General features: G+C 60.7%; 11 protein-coding genes. 3 read left to right on the plus strand and 8 right to left on the minus strand.

Features of this window, described 5'->3' with window-relative positions:
- Positions 1-2: 2 nt before the first annotated feature.
- On the minus strand, positions 3-3,899 hold the full coding sequence (purL, locus tag LIY36_RS16435; RefSeq protein ID WP_226456304.1) for a phosphoribosylformylglycinamidine synthase: 3,897 nt from the start codon (positions 3,897-3,899) through the stop codon (positions 3-5).
- A 287-nt stretch (positions 3,900-4,186) separates the two neighbouring features.
- Between purL and mltF the strand changes: the two genes are divergently transcribed.
- The gene (mltF, locus tag LIY36_RS16440; RefSeq protein WP_192299543.1) at positions 4,187-5,647 is read left to right on the plus strand and encodes a membrane-bound lytic murein transglycosylase MltF; all 1,461 of its coding nucleotides are present in this window, start codon (positions 4,187-4,189) and stop codon (positions 5,645-5,647) included.
- Between the two features lie 142 nt (positions 5,648-5,789).
- Here the strand turns inward: mltF and LIY36_RS16445 are convergent, their stop codons facing one another.
- From LIY36_RS16445 to treP, 5 genes are all read right to left on the minus strand, one after another.
- Positions 5,790-6,062, minus strand: a complete 273-nt coding sequence (locus LIY36_RS16445) for a PTS transporter subunit EIIB (RefSeq protein WP_226456305.1) — start codon at positions 6,060-6,062, stop codon at positions 5,790-5,792.
- 2 nt (positions 6,063-6,064) lie between these two features.
- Positions 6,065-8,581: a phosphoenolpyruvate--protein phosphotransferase gene (gene ptsP / locus LIY36_RS16450; protein ID WP_226456306.1), complete on the minus strand. Its 2,517-nt coding sequence runs from the start codon at positions 8,579-8,581 to the stop codon at positions 6,065-6,067.
- A gap of 187 nt (positions 8,582-8,768) precedes the next feature.
- Positions 8,769-9,989 (minus strand): maltoporin, encoded by a 1,221-nt coding sequence (locus tag LIY36_RS16455; RefSeq protein WP_192299546.1) that lies wholly within the window; start codon positions 9,987-9,989, stop codon positions 8,769-8,771.
- Between the two features lie 68 nt (positions 9,990-10,057).
- Positions 10,058-11,704, minus strand: coding sequence for an alpha,alpha-phosphotrehalase (treC, locus tag LIY36_RS16460; protein ID WP_226456307.1), 1,647 nt, complete (start codon positions 11,702-11,704; stop codon positions 10,058-10,060).
- A gap of 117 nt (positions 11,705-11,821) precedes the next feature.
- On the minus strand, positions 11,822-13,264 hold the full coding sequence (treP, locus tag LIY36_RS16465) for a PTS system trehalose-specific EIIBC component (protein WP_192299548.1): 1,443 nt from the start codon (positions 13,262-13,264) through the stop codon (positions 11,822-11,824).
- Positions 13,265-13,481: 217 nt separating this feature from the next.
- Here treP and treR point away from each other — a divergent pair, with 217 nt between their 5' ends.
- The gene (gene treR / locus LIY36_RS16470; RefSeq protein WP_226456308.1) at positions 13,482-14,186 is read left to right on the plus strand and encodes a trehalose operon repressor; all 705 of its coding nucleotides are present in this window, start codon (positions 13,482-13,484) and stop codon (positions 14,184-14,186) included.
- A 16-nt stretch (positions 14,187-14,202) separates the two neighbouring features.
- Here treR and LIY36_RS16475 read toward each other — a convergent pair whose 3' ends face one another.
- Positions 14,203-15,438, minus strand: a complete 1,236-nt coding sequence (locus LIY36_RS16475; protein ID WP_226456309.1) for a type II toxin-antitoxin system HipA family toxin — start codon at positions 15,436-15,438, stop codon at positions 14,203-14,205.
- A complete protein-coding gene (locus LIY36_RS16480) occupies positions 15,422-15,676 on the minus strand; it encodes a helix-turn-helix domain-containing protein (protein WP_226456310.1) in 255 nt (84 codons plus the stop codon). The genes LIY36_RS16475 and LIY36_RS16480 overlap by 17 nt, the downstream gene beginning before the upstream one ends.
- A 389-nt stretch (positions 15,677-16,065) precedes the next feature.
- Here LIY36_RS16480 and LIY36_RS16485 point away from each other — a divergent pair, with 389 nt between their 5' ends.
- On the plus strand, positions 16,066-18,138 hold the full coding sequence (locus LIY36_RS16485) for a TerD family protein (protein ID WP_226456311.1): 2,073 nt from the start codon (positions 16,066-16,068) through the stop codon (positions 18,136-18,138).
- Positions 18,139-18,295 lie beyond the last annotated feature (157 nt).

Here is an 18,295-nt window from a genome sequence, read left to right on the forward strand (position 1 = left end):
TCTTAGTTAACCCACACGCGAGCGTTGCGGAACATGCGCATCCAGGCGCCATCTTCGTTCCACTCTTCCGGGCGCCACGAGTTCTGCACGGCGCGGAATACACGCTCCGGGTGCGGCATCATGATGGTGACGCGACCGTCGCGGCTGGTAAGGCCGGTGATCCCGCGCGGCGAGCCGTTCGGGTTGGCCGGGTAGGTCTCGGTGACCTTGCCGTGGTTGTCGACGAAACGCAGGGCGACGGTGCCGGACAGGTCGGCTTCGAGCAACGCTTCTTCGCTTTCGAACTCGGCATGGCCTTCACCGTGGGCGATGGCGATCGGCATGCGCGAACCGGCCATGCCTTGCAGGAAGATCGAGTTGGACTCCTGCACCTGCACCATGGCGACACGGGCTTCGAACTGCTCGGAACGGTTGCGCACGAAGTGCGGCCAGAACTCGCTGCCCGGGATCAGTTCGCTGAGGTTGGACATCATCTGGCAACCGTTGCACACACCCAGGGTGAAGCTGTCGTTGCGCTCGAAGAAGCCCTGGAACGCATCGCGCGCACGGCTGTTGAACAGGGCCGACTTGGCCCAGCCTTCACCGGCACCCAACACGTCGCCGTAGGAGAAACCGCCACAGGCTACCAGGCCTTTGAACTCGTTGAGGTCAACACGTCCGGCGAGGATGTCGCTCATGTGCACGTCGATCGCATTGAAGCCGGCACGGTCGAACGCGGCCGCCATTTCCACCTGGCCGTTGACGCCCTGCTCACGCAGTACCGCCACTTGTGGGCGGATGCCTTTCTTGATGTAAGGCGCGGCGATGTCCTGATTGACGTCGAAGCTGAGCTTGGTGCTCAGGCCCGGGTTGTCTTCTTCCAGGATCACGTCGAATTCCTGCTCGGCGCACTCCACGTTGTCGCGCAGACGCTGGATCTGGTAGCTGGTCTCGGCCCACTGGCGTTGCAGCAGACGGCGCTGGCCTTCGAACACGGTGTCGCCATTGAAGACGATGTCGATCTGGCCGTTGTTGATCGGCTGACCGATCACCGCCACGCAATCACCCAGGCCAGCGGCGCTGAATTGTGCAAGCACGTCCGGGGTGGCGTCCTGGCGAACCTGGATCACCGCGCCCAGTTCTTCGTTGAACAGGATGCCGTTGATCTCGGACTTATCCTCGGCAACGCTGTCGAGCACGATGTTCAGGCCGCAGTGACCGGCGAAGGCCATTTCCACGACGCTGGTCAGCAAACCGCCGTCGGAACGGTCATGGTAAGCCAGCAGGTGGCCGTCGGCGTTCAAGCCCTGGATCACCGCGAAGAAGGCCTTGAGGTCTTCGGCGTCATCGACGTCCGGCGCCTGCTTGCCCAGCTTGCCATGGGTTTGCGCGAGGATCGACGCGCCCATGCGGTTCTGGCCACGGCCCAGGTCGATCAGGATCAGGTCGGTGGTGCCCTTGTCCATGCGCAGTTGCGGGGTCAGGGTCTGGCGGATGTCGGTGACCGGTGCAAAACCGGTGACGATCAGCGACAGCGGCGAAGTGACCGTCTTGTCGACGCCATCTTCGTTCCAACGGGTGGCCATGGACATGGAGTCCTTGCCCACCGGAATGGTGATGCCCAGCTCAGGGCACAGTTCCATGCCGACGGCTTTGACAGTGTCGTACAGGCGCGCGTCTTCACCCGGGTGACCGGCAGCGGACATCCAGTTGGCCGACAGTTTGATGTCAGACAATTTACCGATGCGCGACGCGGCGATGTTGGTGAGGGTCTCACCGATGGCCATGCGGCCCGACGCCGGAGCGTCCAGCAAGGCCAGCGGCGTGCGCTCGCCCATGGCCATGGCTTCACCTGTGTAGACGTCGAAGCTGGTGGCGGTGACGGCAACGTCAGCCACCGGAACCTGCCACGGGCCGACCATCTGGTCACGGGCAACCAGGCCAGTGATGGTGCGGTCGCCGATGGTGATCAGGAAGCTTTTGCTCGCCACGGCCGGGTGGTGCAGCACGCGTTCGATGCTGTCGGACAGATCCAGCGTGCTTGGGTCGAAATCGTCGCCCAGTTCGGTTTCACGCACGGCCGAACGGTGCATGCGCGGGGCTTTGCCCAGCAGCACTTCCAGCGGCATGTCCACCGGGCTGTTGCCGAAGTGGCTGTCGGTGACCGTCAGTTGCGGTTCGGCAGTCGCTTCGCCGACCACGGCGAACGGGCAACGCTCGCGTTCGCAGATGGCCTGGAAGCGCGCGAAGTCTTCTGCGCCAACAGCCAGCACGTAGCGTTCCTGGGATTCGTTGCTCCAGATTTCGTGCGGGGCCATGCCCGGCTCGTCGTTTGGAATGTTGCGCAGTTCGAAACGGCCACCACGGTCGCCATCGTTGACCAGCTCCGGGAAGGCGTTGGACAAGCCGCCGGCGCCGACGTCGTGGATGAAGCTGATCGGGTTCTTGTCACCCAACTGCCAGCAACGGTCGATGACTTCCTGGCAGCGGCGTTCCATCTCTGGGTTTTCGCGCTGTACGGAAGCGAAGTCCAGGTCTGCCGAGCTGGTGCCGGTGGCCATGGAGGAAGCGGCGCCGCCGCCCAGGCCGATCAACATTGCCGGGCCGCCGAGCACGATCAGCTTGGAGCCGACCAGGATCTCGCCTTTCTTGACGTGTTCTTCACGGATGTTGCCCATGCCGCCAGCCAACATGATCGGCTTGTGGTAGCCGCGCACTTCGTCGCCACGCGGGGTGGTGATGGACTGCTCGAACGTACGGAAGTAACCGGTCAGCGCCGGACGGCCGAATTCGTTGTTGAACGCAGCGCCGCCCAGCGGGCCTTCGATCATGATGTCCAGCGCGGTGACGATGCGCTCAGGCTTGCCGTACGGCACTTCCCACGGTTGTTCGAAGCCCGGGATCTGCAGGTTGGACACGGTGAAACCGGTCAGGCCTGCCTTTGGCTTGGCGCCACGGCCGGTTGCACCTTCGTCGCGGATCTCGCCGCCGGAGCCGGTGGCTGCGCCCGGGAACGGGGCAATCGCGGTCGGGTGGTTGTGGGTCTCGACCTTCATCAGGATGTGCACCGGCTCCTGCACCGCGCCGTACTGGCGGGTCTCCGGGTCCGGGAAGAAGCGGCCGGCAACGGAGCCGACGATGACCGAGGCGTTGTCCTTGTAAGCCGACAGAACGCCTTCGCTGTGCATCACGTAGGTGTTCTTGATCATGCCGAACAGGCTTTTTTCCTGGCTCTCGCCGTCGATGTCCCAACTGGCGTTGAAGATCTTGTGACGGCAGTGCTCGGAGTTGGCCTGGGCGAACATCATCAGTTCGATGTCGTGCGGGTTGCGCTTCAAGCCGTTGAAGGCGTTGACCAGGTAGTCGATCTCGTCGTCGGCCAGGGCCAGGCCGAGTTCGGTGTTGGCCTTCTCGAGGGCGGCGCGACCACCACCGAGCACGTCAATCGCGGTCAGCGGCTTGGGTTCGGCGTGGCTGAACAGACCGGCGGCCTGTTCCAGCTGGCCGACGATGATCTGGGTCATGCGGTCGTGCAGGCTGCTGGCGATCAGCTCGGCTTCGGCGTCGCTGAACTGGCCGGCGACATAGAAGGCAATACCACGCTCCAGGCGCTGGATTTTTTCCAGGCCGCAGTTGCGGGCGATGTCGCTGGCCTTGCTCGACCAAGGCGAGATGGTGCCGAACCGTGGCAGAACCAGGAACAAGCGGCCAGTCGGCTCTTGAACGGGAACGCTTGGGCCGTACTTCAGAAGGCGTGCCAGCACTTGCTGTTCGTCGGCGGTCAATACGCCGGTGGTTTCGGCGAAGTGAGCAAATTCAGCGTACAGGCCTGTAACAGCTGGAACCTTCTGGCTCAGTTGCTCAAGGAGTTTGCTGTGGCGAAAGGCAGAAAGGGCAGGAGCGCCGCGCAGGATCAACATCTTCGGGACAGCCTCGGGAAGGGGGTGTGCTTTGAGGCCGTGCATTCTAGCGTAAACCATCGCCAACGGCACCCGAAACGGCACCGCTGGCCGCTGCCGAACGTCAGTTGGCAGGGTTTGCACGCTATCGGGGCATTATCCAGGGCATTCCGCGCAGTTATTTTAACCGTCACAATCACCCGCCAACCCGCATTTCTGCGGGCTGCAGCACGCTTTTTCGGCACCTAGCAGACAAGTCCCGCGCTGTCGAGATATGGCGCCGTGGGCCGTTTGCGTATACTGCGCAGATGTTCTCCCCTACTGCTTTGCGCCCGCGGTGCGCCAAATGGCTCATCGCAACCGGACTCTTCCTGATGCTCAGCGCCTGTGTTGATAAACCCAGCACGCTCGAGCGAATCAAGGAGGACGGCGTATTGCGGGTGATTACCCGGAACAGCCCGGCGACCTATTTCCAGGACCGCAACGGTGAAACCGGTTTCGAATACGAACTGGTCAAGCGTTTTGCCGATGACCTGGGCGTCAAGTTGCAGATCGAGACCGCCGACAACCTCGATGACCTGTTCGGCCAGTTGGGCAAAACCAACGGCCCGGTATTGGCCGCCGCCGGCCTGGTCAGCAGCGAGCAGCGCCAGCAGCAGGTGCGCTTCTCCCATCCTTATCTTGAAGTGACCCCGCAGATCATCTACCGCAACGGCCAGTCCCGCCCGACGAATGCGGCGGACCTGGTGGGCAAGAAGATCATGGTGCTCAAGGGCAGCACCCACGCCGAACAACTGGCGGCGCTTAAACAGCAGAACCCTGCAATCGAATATGAAGAATCCGACGCCGTTGAGGTGGTCGACCTGCTACGCATGGTGGACGAAGGGCAAATCGACCTGACCCTGGTGGACTCCAACGAAGTGGCGATGAACCAAGTCTACTTCCCCAACGTACGCGTGGCGTTCGACCTCGGCAACGCCAGCAACCAGAGCTGGGCCGTGGCTGCCGGTGAAGACAACAGCCTGCTCAACGAGATCAACAGTTACCTGGACAAGGTCGAGAAGAACGGCACTCTGCAACGGCTCAAAGACCGCTACTACGGGCACGTTGATGTACTCGGTTATGTCGGCGCCTATACCTTCGCCCAGCACTTGCAGCAGCGCTTGCCCAAGTACGAGAAACACTTCCGGGCCTATGCCAAGGAAGAAAAGGTCGACTGGCGTTTATTGGCGGCCATCGGCTATCAGGAATCGCTGTGGCAACCGGCGGTCACCTCCAAGACCGGCGTGCGCGGCCTGATGATGCTGACCCAGAACACCGCCCAGGCCATGGGCGTGTCCAACCGCCTGGACCCCAAGCAAAGCATCATGGGCGGCGCCAAGTACCTGGCCAAGATCAAGGATGAACTGGACGACAGCATCGCCGAGCCGGACCGTACGTGGTTCGCCCTCGCTGCCTACAACGTCGGCACCGGTCACCTGGAAGATGCACGCACCCTGGCCAAGCGCGAAGGCCTGAACCCGAACAAGTGGCTGGACGTGAAGAAGATGCTGCCGCGCCTGTCGCAGAAGCAGTGGTACAGCAAGACCCGCTACGGTTATGCCCGGGGTGGCGAGCCGGTGCACTTTGTGGCGAACATCCGGCGCTATTACGACATCCTGACCTGGGTGACCCAGCCGCAGCTGGAGGGCAACCAGGTGGTCGAAGGCAACCTGCATGTGCCGGGCGTGAACAAGACCAAGCCGCCGGAAGACAACCCCCAACTGTAAGCACACCACAAAACCAGATGTGGGAGCGGGCTTGTGTGGGAGCGGGCTTGCTCGCGAAAGCGGTGTGTCAGTCACTGCATGAGTAGACTGAACCGCCGCATTCGCGAGCAAGCCCGCTCCCACATTTTGATCTTCTCCAGGCTTAAAGGCCGGTGAGCAGGTGCACCACGCCGCCAGCGAGCACCATCACCCCCGGCACACCGGCTGCCGTCAACGCCTGCTCGTCCAATCGCGTCGCATCCAACAACTGCACCCTCACCCTTGTGAGTGCCACCCGCTGCTGCGACTTGAGGTTGTCCGCCCCACCCAACGCACTCAGCACTTCGGTTGACAACACCCCAGGCGCGGCGACCGTCTCGGCAATCAAATCCGGGGTCAACGCCTTCCAGAACGCCCGCTGCAATTTCTCGAACATGTTCAAAGCTCCACGACAGGTGAGGTTTCAACAGTGGCCGCGTGGTAAAGGCGCAACGCCTCACGCACTTGGGCGGCTTCTTCCAGGCCCAGCACCTGGCGGGCGATGATCTGGCAGTCGGCCAGGTCCAGCTCGCGCACGGTGGCCTTGATGGTCGGGATCAACGGTACGCTGACCGACAACTCATCCACCCCCAGCCCGAGCAACACCGGCACCGCCAGTGCTTCGGAGGCCAACGCCCCACACACGCCGACCCACTTGCCATGGGCATGGGCCGCCTTGACGGTAGTGGCGATCAAGCGCAGCACCGCCGGGTGGAAGCTGTCGGCCTGGCTGGCCAGGCGCGGGTGGTCGCGGTCCATGGCCAGGGTGTATTGGGTCAGGTCATTGGTGCCGATGGAGAAGAAATCCACATGGGGCGCAAACACATCGGCCATCAGCGCGGCGGACGGCACTTCGATCATGATGCCCAGTTTCGGCAGTTCAGAGAGCCCGAGCGCCAGCGCTTCCTCCTGAAGAATCGTGCGGGCCTGGTGCAGCTCCGACAGCAGGCTGACCATCGGCAACATGATGTGCAGGCGCGCAAAACCGGCGCTGGCGAGGATTGCACGGAACTGCTCGCGCAGCAGTTGCGGGCGCTCCAGGCACAGGCGAATGCCGCGCAAGCCGAGGAACGGGTTGGTCTCGGCGTCCATCGGCACGTAGGCCAATGGTTTGTCGCCGCCGACGTCCAGGGTACGCACCACCAGATTGCGCTCGGTGCCCAGGGCACGGGCGATGGCGGTGTAGGTGCCCGCCTGTTCTTCCGGGCTGGGCGCGCGATTGCGGTCCAGGTAGAGGAACTCGGAGCGCAGCAGGCCAACCCCCTCGCCGCCCAGGGTCAACGACTGCTCGACTTCTTGCAACGAGGCGACGTTGGCAGTGACTTCAACGTGATGCCCATCGCGAGTAGTGGCAGCTAATCCAGCCTGCGCCACTTCGCGCTGGCGACGCAGTACTTGCTGTTGGCGCGCGGCCTCCAGCTGTTCGATTTCAGCCAGGTTCGGCTCCAGGTGCAGCTCACCTTTGTCGGCATCCAGCAGCACCTGTTTGCCATTGGCCAACGCCAGCACTTGCAGTGGCACACCACACATCGCCGGCAGGCCGAGGGCACGGGCGAGGATCGCGACGTGACTGGTGGCGCCGCCGCCGACGGTGACAAACCCCAGCACCTTGCGCGTGTCGAGGCTGGCGGTTTGCGAGGGCGTCAGCTGTTCGGCGATCAGGATCGCGCGCTCGGGCAAGTCCCAGGCGCTGTCTTGAATGCCGAGGATCAACTTGAGCACGCGTTGGCCAACGTCGGCCAAGTCCGCTGCACGTTCGGCGATCAGCGCATTGCCCAGGCCCTGGAACAACTGGACGGTGGCGAGCGTGGCGCTGTTCCAGGCAAACGCGGCGCTCTTGCCTTGCGCCAGCAGGTCGTGGGCTTGCTCAAGCAATGTCGGGTCTTCGAGCAACTCTTGGTGAGCACGGAAAATCTCCGCCTGGGCGCTACCGGCGGCCTTGTCTTGCAACGCTTGCAGCGCTGCGTTCGCGGCCCGCAGGCCACGCTGCAATGCGGCGCGTTCGGCCGCTTCACCAGCGCCTTGCTCGGTGATGCTCAACTCGGGCTCAGCCACCTGAACCACCTGGCCAAACGCCGAGCCCGGCGACGCGCACACTCCACGCAATAGTGTCGACGATGACACCGGCGCAATCACTTCGGCCGCTGCCGCGACCGTCTCGCCGCAACCGTCAGCCAACAGTGCCACCAATGCCTTGATCGCCGCGTCGGCATCCTCACCCGCGGCGCTCACTTGCAAGGTGTCGCCGTACACGGTTTGCAGCGCCATGATCGCCACCAGCGACTTGGCGTTGGCGCTCTGGGTTTGCTTGTGCAGGTAGATGCTCGCCTTGAAGCCCTTGGCCGCCTGGGCCAGCACCGCCGCCGGGCGCGCATGCAGGCCGTTGGCGTTGGGCAGCGTCAGCGGTTTGGAGAACAGCGCATCGCCCTCCTCCTCATCCACTGCATCAACCGCTGCGCCTGGGGATAACTGCAACAGCGGCTGGCCCATCTCGACCGAGCCGTTCGCCAGCAAGGTGAACGGCTCGCCGCTGACCACCAGCATCAAGGTCAGCAGGCTGCGGGCATTGAGCGCCACATAGTCGGCATCGAATTCGATCAGCGCCTGCCCGGCCTCCACGCGCTGGCCTTCCTGCACCAAGCGGGTGAAACCTTTGCCTGCGAGGTTCACGGTGTCCAGGCCGATATGCATCAGCACCTGCACGCCGTGGTCATCGGTGATGCTGACCGCATGCCCACTGTCCTGGATATTGCTGATCACCCCGGCCAACGGTGCGCAGAGGGTCTGCGAGGTCGGGTCGATGCACAGGCCATCGCCGATCAGGCGGCTGGAGAAGACCGGGTCGGGCACCGCGTCCAGTGCCAACAGCACGCCGGACAGCGGTGCCAGCAGTTCCAGGGGTTGAGTTGTGGTCATGACTTCACCTGTTGTTTTGTTCTGTAAAAATCATCGGTTGGATACAAATCCCTGGGGCGGCGCAGATCAACATGTGGGAGCGGGATTGCTCGCGAATGCAGTGTGTCAGTCACCGAATACATAGCTGATACACCGCATTCGCGAGCAAGCCCGCTCCCACATTATTAGTCCGCGTACACCCACATACTTACTTCCACCAGTACTCGACCTGCACACCAAAGTTCGACCCATGCCGCGCCGTACCGTACGAGCCGGTGTCGGACAACGCCGACCCTGCCGCCAGCTCATTCGCCGCGCGCTTGGCCGCTTCGTTCCAGGTTGCATAGGTGTAGTACAAACGCACTTCCGGGCGCGCCCAGAAATCCGGGCCTTTGGGTGACCAGGTCGGGGCAAAGGTAAATTTGCTCAGCTTGCGCGTGCCGCCACTGGCATCGACCTGATCATGGCCAAGCTCGGTGACCAGCTTGAACTGCTCGCTGATGGCATACGCCGGACGCACGCCGACAGACATCCAGGTCTGGTCCTGGCTGCCGGGGCGAATGTCTTTCTGGTACACCGCCTCGATCTGCCCGCCGAAACGCGGAGTCACCTGCCAGTCGAAAAACTCCACGGCGCGATAACTCTTGCTGCTGTTATCCAGGAATGTATTGCCGGTGTAGCCGAGCCCAGTGCCGGGGCCTTCGCCGTACTGCAAGGCGAACTTGTTCTTGCCGCCCAGGAAAGGTTTTTGCACGTGCTGCGCGGTGAGCGCCCAGCCGCTGTTGGTGTCGCGCCCACCGGCTTTTTCGATGTAGCTCAAGCCCAGTTCCAGCTCACCGCCAGGGTTGGTCTTGAAGCCGGCAACGTTGAAGTCGTGACGGGTGGCGTATTCCTTCTGGTACAGGTTGTCCTTGCGGGAAATCGCATAGCTGTACTTGAGGTCGCCGATCAGCACGTCCTCGATACCGCCGCCCGTGGCGCTCTGGTTCCAGTAGTAGAAGTCGGAGATATGGATGTCGTTACGCTTGTAGTAACGCCGCCCGGCCCAGATCGAGCCGCCGTTGAGGCTGGGCAGGTTGGACCACTGCGCATACATCTGCGGCATGCGCGCCGAGCCGTTGTTCTCGCCCTGGAACTTGAGCTCGCGATCGTACTTGTTATAGAGCGAGGCCATGGCATCAACGCTGAGCACCGAGCCGTCGTCGAGGGTCAGCAGGTCCTGCCGCAACTCCAGCTCGGCGTATTGTTCGCATTCGTTTCCCAGGCGGTACTTGGATTGCGCCCCCGGCAATTGGAAGCATTGTTGCGGACCGCTGCCTGTTGAAGTGCCTGCGCCGCTACGCAGGTAACCGGCAAATTCCAGCGCCTGCGCGCCGAAGGGCAAGCCCAGGCAGGACGCAACGAGGCCCAGTTTTATTGTTGTTTTCATGACGCACTCCGAATTTTTATTATGGTTTTTGCAGCGCCCCGTGCTCCCACACGGGGTTACAGCGGGTCTCAGTCCTTGAGGTGCAGCACAAACGATTCGTAGGGGCGCAACACCACCGTCGCGCTTCGCTGCGGGCAGTCGGGGTAGTTGCTGATCAGCAGGCGTTGCTCGGTCGCCGCGTTGAGCACGTTGTCAGGCAGTTGGATTTCGCAGGGTTTGCCGTAGAAGTTGTTCAGCACCAGCAGGCGTTCGCCGTGACCTTCGCGCAGGTAGGCCCAGACCTGGAGATGGTCTGGCAACAGTTGGCGATAGACGCCGTGCTGGATCAGCGGCTCGTGGCGACGCAAGGCGATCAGCGCACGGTAGTGATGCAGCACCGAATCCGGGTCATCCAGCTGGCATTCGACGTTGATCGTCGAGGCATTGGCCGCAATACCAATCCACGGCTCGCCGCGGCTGAAACCGGCGTTGGCCCCGGCATTCCACTGCATCGGCGTACGCCCGTTGTCCCGCGACTTCTGCATGATCGCAGCCATGCTCACGGCTTCGGACTCGCCCGCATCGCGCTTGAGACGGAAGATATTCAGGGTCTCCACATCACGGTATTGCTCGATGCGGTCGAAGCCCGGGTTGGTCATGCCCAACTCTTCGCCCTGATACACGTACGGCGTACCCTGGAGAAAGTGCAGCGCGGTGGCGAGCATCTTGGCCGAGACCACGCGGTGTAATCCGTCGTCACCAAAACGCGAGACCACGCGCGGCTGGTCGTGGTTACACCAGAACAGCGCATTCCAGCCGCCACCGGCCTGCATGCCCAGTTGCCAGTCGGAAAAAATCTGCTTGAGCTGGAGGAAATCGAAGTCGGCCTTCACCCACTTCTGCAGGTTCGGGTAATCGACTTTCAGGTGATGAAAGTTGAAGGTCATCGACAGCTCTTTCGACGCTGGATTCGAATAACGAATGCAGTGTTCCAGGCTGGTGGACGACATCTCGCCGACGTTGATCAGGTCGTGGCCTTCGAAGACTTCGCGGTGCATTTCCTGCAAGTACTCGTGCACGTTCGGGCCGTCGGTGTAGAAGCGACGGCCGTCGGTGTTGTCCTCGGGGAAATCGGCGGGCTTGGAGATCAGGTTGATCACGTCCAGGCGGAAACCGCCGACGCCCTTGTCACGCCAGAAGCGCATCAGCTTGAACACTTCGGCGCGTACCTTGGGGTTGTCCCAATTGAGGTCGGCCTGGGTGTGGTCGAACAAGTGCAGGAAATACTGGCCGGTTTGCGCCTCGTACTCCCAGGCCGAGCCGCCGAACTTGGATTCCCAGTTGTTCGGCTGGTCGCGCCAGATGTAGAAGTCGCGGTACGGGTTGTCGAGGCTGCTGCGTGCTTGCTGGAACCAAGCGTGCTCGATGGAGGTGTGGTTGACCACGATGTCGAGCATCAGCTTGATGCCGCGCTTGGCGGCTTCGCTGATCAGCAACTCGCAGTCGGCCATGGTCCCGTAGCTGGGGTCGATGGCGTAGTAGTCGCTGATGTCGTAGCCGTTGTCGCGCTGCGGCGAGCGCAGGAACGGGGTGATCCACAGGCAGTCGACGCCCAGCCATTGGAGGTAGTCGAGTTTGTCCACGATGCCCAACAGGTCACCGGTGGCGTTACCCGCGTGGCTGTGGAAGCTTTTGGGGTAGATCTGGTAGATCACCGAGTGTTGCCAGTTTTGCATGGGGGCTCCTTGAGTAGAGTTTGGTGCTGGCTTTGAGGGCCTCTTCGCGAGCAAGCCCGCTCCCACAGGGGAATGCATTTCAAAGGAGGGAGCGGGCTTGCTCGCGAAGGCGATAGATCAGGCGACGCGATAACCCGGCCGGACAATCTTCATGCTCAACCCACAGGTCAGAACAAACGGCACCACGATCGCAATCACCATCCCGATCACGAAACTGGGGATGTACTGCGGAATGATCGAGATAAACCCAGGCAAGCCACCGACCCCGATGGCCGACGCCTGCACCTTGTTCAGCGACAGGAAAATGCTGCCCAGCGCCGAGCCCAGCAGCGCGGCGTAGAACGGAAACTTGAAGCGCAGGTTCACCCCGAACATCGCTGGCTCCGTGATGCCGAAGTAGGCGGAAATCGCCGAGGTGGACGCCATGCTTTTGTCCCGCGCATTGCGGGTCATGTAGAACACCCCAAGCGCGGCGCTGCCTTGGGCCAGGTTGGACATGACAATCATCGGCCAGATAAAGGTGCCGCCCTGGGTCGAGATGAGTTGCAGGTCCACGGCGAGGAACATGTGGTGCATGCCGGTGATTACCAACGGCGCATACAGCAGGCCGAAAATCGCCCCGCCGACCATCGGCGCCAGGTCGAACAGGGTGACCACGCCTTCGGTGATCAGAATGCCGAGGTGACGGGTCACCGGGCCGATGATCGCCAGGGCCAGCACGCCGGTGACAACGATGGTGGTGATCGGCACGACGAGCAGTTGGATCGCGTTGGGCACCCGCGCCCGCAGCCATTTCTCGATGACACTCATCACATAGGCGGCCATCAGGATCGGCAGGATCTGCCCCTGGTAGCCGACTTTTTCAATCTTGAACCAGCCGAAAATATCGAAGTACGGCAGGCTCTGGCCGTCGAGGCCGGCGACAGCTTTACCGTAGTTCCAGGCATTGAGCAGGTCCGGGTGCACCAGCATCAGGCCCAGCACGATGCCGAGGATTTCACTGCCGCCAAAGCGCTTGGCCGCCGACCAACCCACCAGCGCCGGCAGGAACACGAACGAGGTGTTGGCCATCAGGTTGATCAGGCTCCACAGGCCATCCAGGTTCGGATACGCCTCCAGCAGCGTCTTGCCCTCGATGAACATGCCCTTGGCACCCATCAGGTTGTTCACGCCCATCAACAGGCCGGCGATGATCAGCGCGGGCAGGATCGGCATGAACACATCGGAGAACACCCGCACCAGGCGCTGCATGGCGTTGGTCTTGTCGGCTCCCTTTTTCTTCACGTCGGCGATGGTGGCGGCGGCGAGGCCGGTCTGTTCGCGCAGGGCGGCGTAGACCTTTTCCACTTCGCCGGGGCCGATGACCACCTGGAACAGGCCGCCGGTGAAGAACGAGCCCTTGACCAGATCAACCTGGTTCAGCGCACTGCCGTTGACCAGGCTCGGGTCCTTCAACGCCAGGCGCAGGCGGGTCACACAGTGGGCGGCTTGCTCAAGATTGTCGCTGCCACCGAGGTGTTCGAGGATCTCGCGGGCAATGTTCGAATAGTCGTGGCTCATGCTTGGTTTCCACTTTGGTTTTTTTTATTGGGGGGCAGTCATTGGCAGCACGCCGAGGGCAAAAGTACTCGTCTGTACGAGTTAAAGCAACAACTCGTACAGACGAGTTACAAAAAGTTTATTCGGTGTAGGACCCGACTCACTGTAGGTCGAATGGACAAACCCCACCCATGCCACTAAGGTTCCTGCCTGAACGCAAAGGCACAGAGCCATCCCCATGAGCAAATACAACCAGATCTATACCGATCTGCTTGCCAGCATCACCACTGAACGCCTGCAACGCGGCACGCGCCTCCCCTCCGAAACCGAACTGATGCACAGCTACCAGGCCAGCCGCGGCACCGTGCGCCGAGCTATCGAGCAGTTGCAGGAGCGCGGCTTTGCGCAAAAGATCCACGGCAAGGGCACCTTCGTGCTGTCGCCCAACCCGATTGAATTCCAACTGGGCGGCATCGTCAGCTTCCATGAAACCCACGCCGACCTAGGCGATGACGTACGCACCGACGTCGTCGAGTTCACCCAGTTCCCGCTGGAAGGTTCACTGCTGCAACATATCGAAGCCGAACCCGGCACCCTGATCACCCGCATCAAACGGGTGCGGCGCATCGGCGGCAAACGGGTGATCCTCGACATCAACCATTTCGTCGCCGAGCTGATCCCCGGCCTGGACCGCAGCATCGCCGAGCAGTCGATCTACGCGTTTATCGAACAGACCCTGCAACTGCAAATTACCTACGCTCAGCGCACCATCGAAGCCCTGCCCCGCAGCAAGGACGACCAGGCACACCTCGACCTCGAAGGCCAAAGCCATGTGATCGTGGTGAGCAACCAGACGTTTTTGCAGGATGGGCGGCAGTTCGAGTACACCGAGTCGCGGCATACGTTGGATAAGTTTTACTTTTCGGATATTGCGCGGCGGTGAGTATCAACCGGGGAGATCACTGCCCAGCGATACTCTTGGCCAGCCCTGCCGCCCACGCTGCAGTCATCTTCTCCCCGACCACCGCAAACTCTGGGTGAGTGCTTTGATACGCTGAAAGCTCTGCCATCGCGCGAGTCATGCCTTCTTGCACTCTGGCGAGCAGTTCGTTGCAGCGCGCCTCAGACAAACTGCACGAACTGCGTCCGAACTGGACCAACATCTTGCGCTTGGGCCAAGCCTTCGAACCGCCGAGCAGCAACCCCATGATGTCGTTGCTGCTGTACACGGTGGTGGTCACCAGATCGTAAGCTGGTGCTAGCCAAACGTCCGCGTCCTCGGCGCAACTCTCATACAACACGCCGTAGTTTTTCAGGTGTGCATCACCGTTCTGGATGCCCGCAGAAAGCGCCACCATCAAGAAGAAGTCTTCCAGCGTTCTGGCGATACGGTTGGGCGTGACAAATGATCTGATCAGCTTCGCGCATCCCTGGTAGCTGCCGTCGTATTTCTTCGCGGTTCCCCATCCAGATAACACACACATATCCTCAAATCCGAGGTAGGCGTTTTCACCGACATCGAACCGTTTCACCACCAGGAGTTTCCCTTGCTGGCTGAGCTGGCACTCAGGCACCTCAAGGCCACAATGGAATGCAGCCCGCATGCAGAAAAACTCATTGGCCGCCAATTGTGGGAAGTCAGATTCGTTGAACGCCTTCACCAAGTGCGTTGCGCCCCGATGGGTGAGACGCTCAATGCCGGGAGCCATGTCGTCAACGTCGCGTACCAGTACCTTGGGTTGAACACCCGACACCCCCGAGTAGGCGGCGTAGGTTTTCAGAAGGTCATCGAACAGGTCTTTGGCGCCGTCATAAACCAACAGTTCGGAAAGCTTGACCTCAGGCAGTGACTTGCCCCCTGCGTCATGGGCAACACTGATACGACCCAGTTGATGCGGGCCCACAATGCCCAGCAGCGCAAAGTCGTCAAAGCCGCGCACTGACTTGCTGAAGCGCCGCACAAGCTCGTCCTTGAGATGCCCCTCGGGGATGTGCATCTCGAACAGAGGATGAACCCCATACTCCCAGTTGTAACTCTCCAGGCGCACCGGCATGGTCAGGGAAACAGCATTCTCTTCGCCGACAGTGTCGTTGTACGAAAAAACCGAATCGCGTCGGTCTTCCTCACTCCGTCCGAGCATTCCAGCCGGCACACCGCCTGCACCGATATACAGCCGCTCACTTTGACTCGTCATGGATGTTTCCCGATTTCAGCTCATCAAGGGTCTTGCGCCGACGCATGGGAATGGCAGCCAACTCATACCCCAAGCCCTCAAGAATCGCTGCGACTTTTCGAATACCCACTTCTGGAATGGTATTGTTTTCAATCCCCGAGATGGTCGCCCGGCTCATGCCATGCCGTTGCGCGAGCTGGCTCTGAGAAAGACCGGCGGACTTGCGGAGCTTCTTGATCAGTATTCCTAAATCGTCCATACCTAAATGCATCCAATGCAATGCAAAATTAAATAATATTACGTTAATGCACCCTATACGATGCACTTAAAGTTGAATAGTCCTTTACTCGCGTACGGCTGTTACTTGAGCGTTTACACACCAGAAACACAAACCTGCGGCCAAGCAGGCTGGTATAAAAACGTAGCCTGGCGAAGCAGCTTGTTACTGTTCAGATACGCAGCCACCTGACAAACAGATACGTCCATACGTAGAATGCGATCGTGGCTATGGAACACCTTCCTTCTAACCTCCTATGACCTAGGGGTTTCGCTCTCCACACTGCGCCTGCTTCTTGCAGGCGTTTTTACATCATCTGTAAAACAATGCTGCAACTCGTCTACGACGGCGGCCAAGGGAGAAATACAAGCATGAATCAGGAGCTGTTCCTGCGTCGCCGTAGCAAAGTGCACGTTCCGATGGGCACTGGCGGTGCCACGCGCGCTCAGGTCGCGTCGGCTGTCCGGGAAGTCGCGGTATTCCGATGCGTACTATCAGAGCCTCTGATTGAGCAAATCGGCTTGTTGTCAGCGACAGAACTCAAGCACTGGATGCACGAAATTGTCGGAGTCCTGCGTCGGCAAACTGGCGCTCATGTACACCACAAGCCATTTTATCCTGACTTTCCAGAGCAGGTGCTGAAGGCCGAAGAGGCGGAGTTGTACCTTAACGCCGTCACCCACTGCCTCACGCTTTGGCGTTTACCACCGTCTGAACATGCTCGACCTGCGATGCTTGAAGGCAACTTCATATCCCGCGTTATCGAGCCGGGAAGCGTCTCTGAGTTCGAGTCATTGCTCGAACCACTGGTTTCATCGCGCACCTCACTCTCCGAAGAAGAAACTGCCGATGTCGTCTGGTTTATCCAAGCGTACAAAAGCGATGTGTTTCGCCTGCTGCCTGAAGCCGTCCCGTTCCGGGAGATCCGTGCCCAGGTTGGCGGCGCACTTGTTCTGCATGTAGCTGGCGATGTACGGGTGAAAGCATTCCTGGAGCGGAACGTCGAAACGGCCACCGACGTGCTACGACTCGCGGTCGCGCTGAACGGAGGAGACGTATCACTGACGACAGCGTCGACACGTTTTACCGCGATGAAGCGCTCAACGCGCCGTCTGCTGTTGCGCCTGCTCGACCAAGCACCCAACACTGTAGAAGACGTGATGCGCCATGCTGAGCGCTGGAAGCGCCTGGCTGAAGTACTGCATCCGGGCGACTACGCCGATAAGTACCCACGAGCGCTAGCCGCCATCACGGCAGCACGTCGCAACGAAGCGCCAGCCTCATTTGGATCACGTGTCGAAACATTGTTTGCCCAGCGTGACATCACCACGCTTACGCCCCTACTACAGAGCCGTCCTGGTGAGTTCGCACGACGGATGGACGCGACACTGCGACGCGCGACGGAACCAGAGTCGGTTCTCGACGCGTTCGAGGCGGTTGCGACACAAGTGTCCTCACCTGTCCTGCTGCAGTTACTGGCCCAAGTAAGTGCGCCGCGCCCCCTCCCCTTGCGAGCCTTCACACCGAAAGGTGCATTGGCCAAAGTCTATGGCATCAAGGATCGACGCGAACCCCTCGCTCATGACGTGTTGGCTCGTGCAGCCAGTATCTGTGAGGACGCTCTCGTAACGCGTTTTGCGTCGCTACCGCCACTAGGCCGCTGTTTCATCGATCCAGCATTGCGTGATTACAGGGTGCCGCTGGCGCAGCGCGCCTCATCAAAGTCGCTACGTACGCTTGTGCGGGGCAGTCGGTTGCCTATGCCTGACACACGCTTCATTCGCCTGTTCCTGTGGTGGAAGAACGGCCGTGGACGCACGGACATTGACTTGTCCGCCGCATTTTTCGACGCCAACTTCGTGTTCAAACAAGCGCTTGCGTACTACAACTTGAAAGATTTCGGCGGCTACCACAGCGGCGACATCGTCGACGCGCCGGAAGGGGCTTCGGAGTTCATTGACCTCGACCTTGATGTCCTCGTCGAGAAGGGTATCCGCTATGTCGTCACTTCAATCAACTCATACACCCAGCAGCCGTACTGCGATCTTCCAGAATGCTTCGCAGGCTGGATGGCCCGCGCCGACACGGCATCGGGTGAAGTCTTCGAGCCGCGCTCCGTGTTCGACCGTATCGATATCGCATCCGATACAGCGATCTGTCTGCCATTCGTGATGGACTTGCAGGAACGACGCATGATTTGGGCCGACCTGGGGCTCACGTCATCTGCGCGATGGAACAACGTCGAGAACAACCTCAGTGGGGTATCGTTGATGTTGCGAGCCTTGGTACATACACCAAGGCCGGACTTGGAGACCTTGTTCGATCTACATGTTCGAGCACGGGGAGAACGAGTAGCTTCGCCGCAGCAGGCCCAGGCGGTGTTTGCGCCTGATCAAGGGATAACACCGTTCGATACGGATTTGATTCGATCACAGTTTCTCTAATACCTGCGCCAGCCTGTGCCGATCGTTGAAAACGTCAATGTCTTACTTTTCGGATATCGCACCGCCGTAAGGCCAAACAGAGATCAAATGTGTGGCCTTATTGCGATGCAGGCCCTAGGTATCAAGTCATACCAAGGTGATGCCATCGCAGGCAAGC

The sequence above is a fragment of the Pseudomonas sp. AF03-9 genome (assembly GCF_020515815.1).
Classification (GTDB): domain Bacteria; phylum Pseudomonadota; class Gammaproteobacteria; order Pseudomonadales; family Pseudomonadaceae; genus Aquipseudomonas.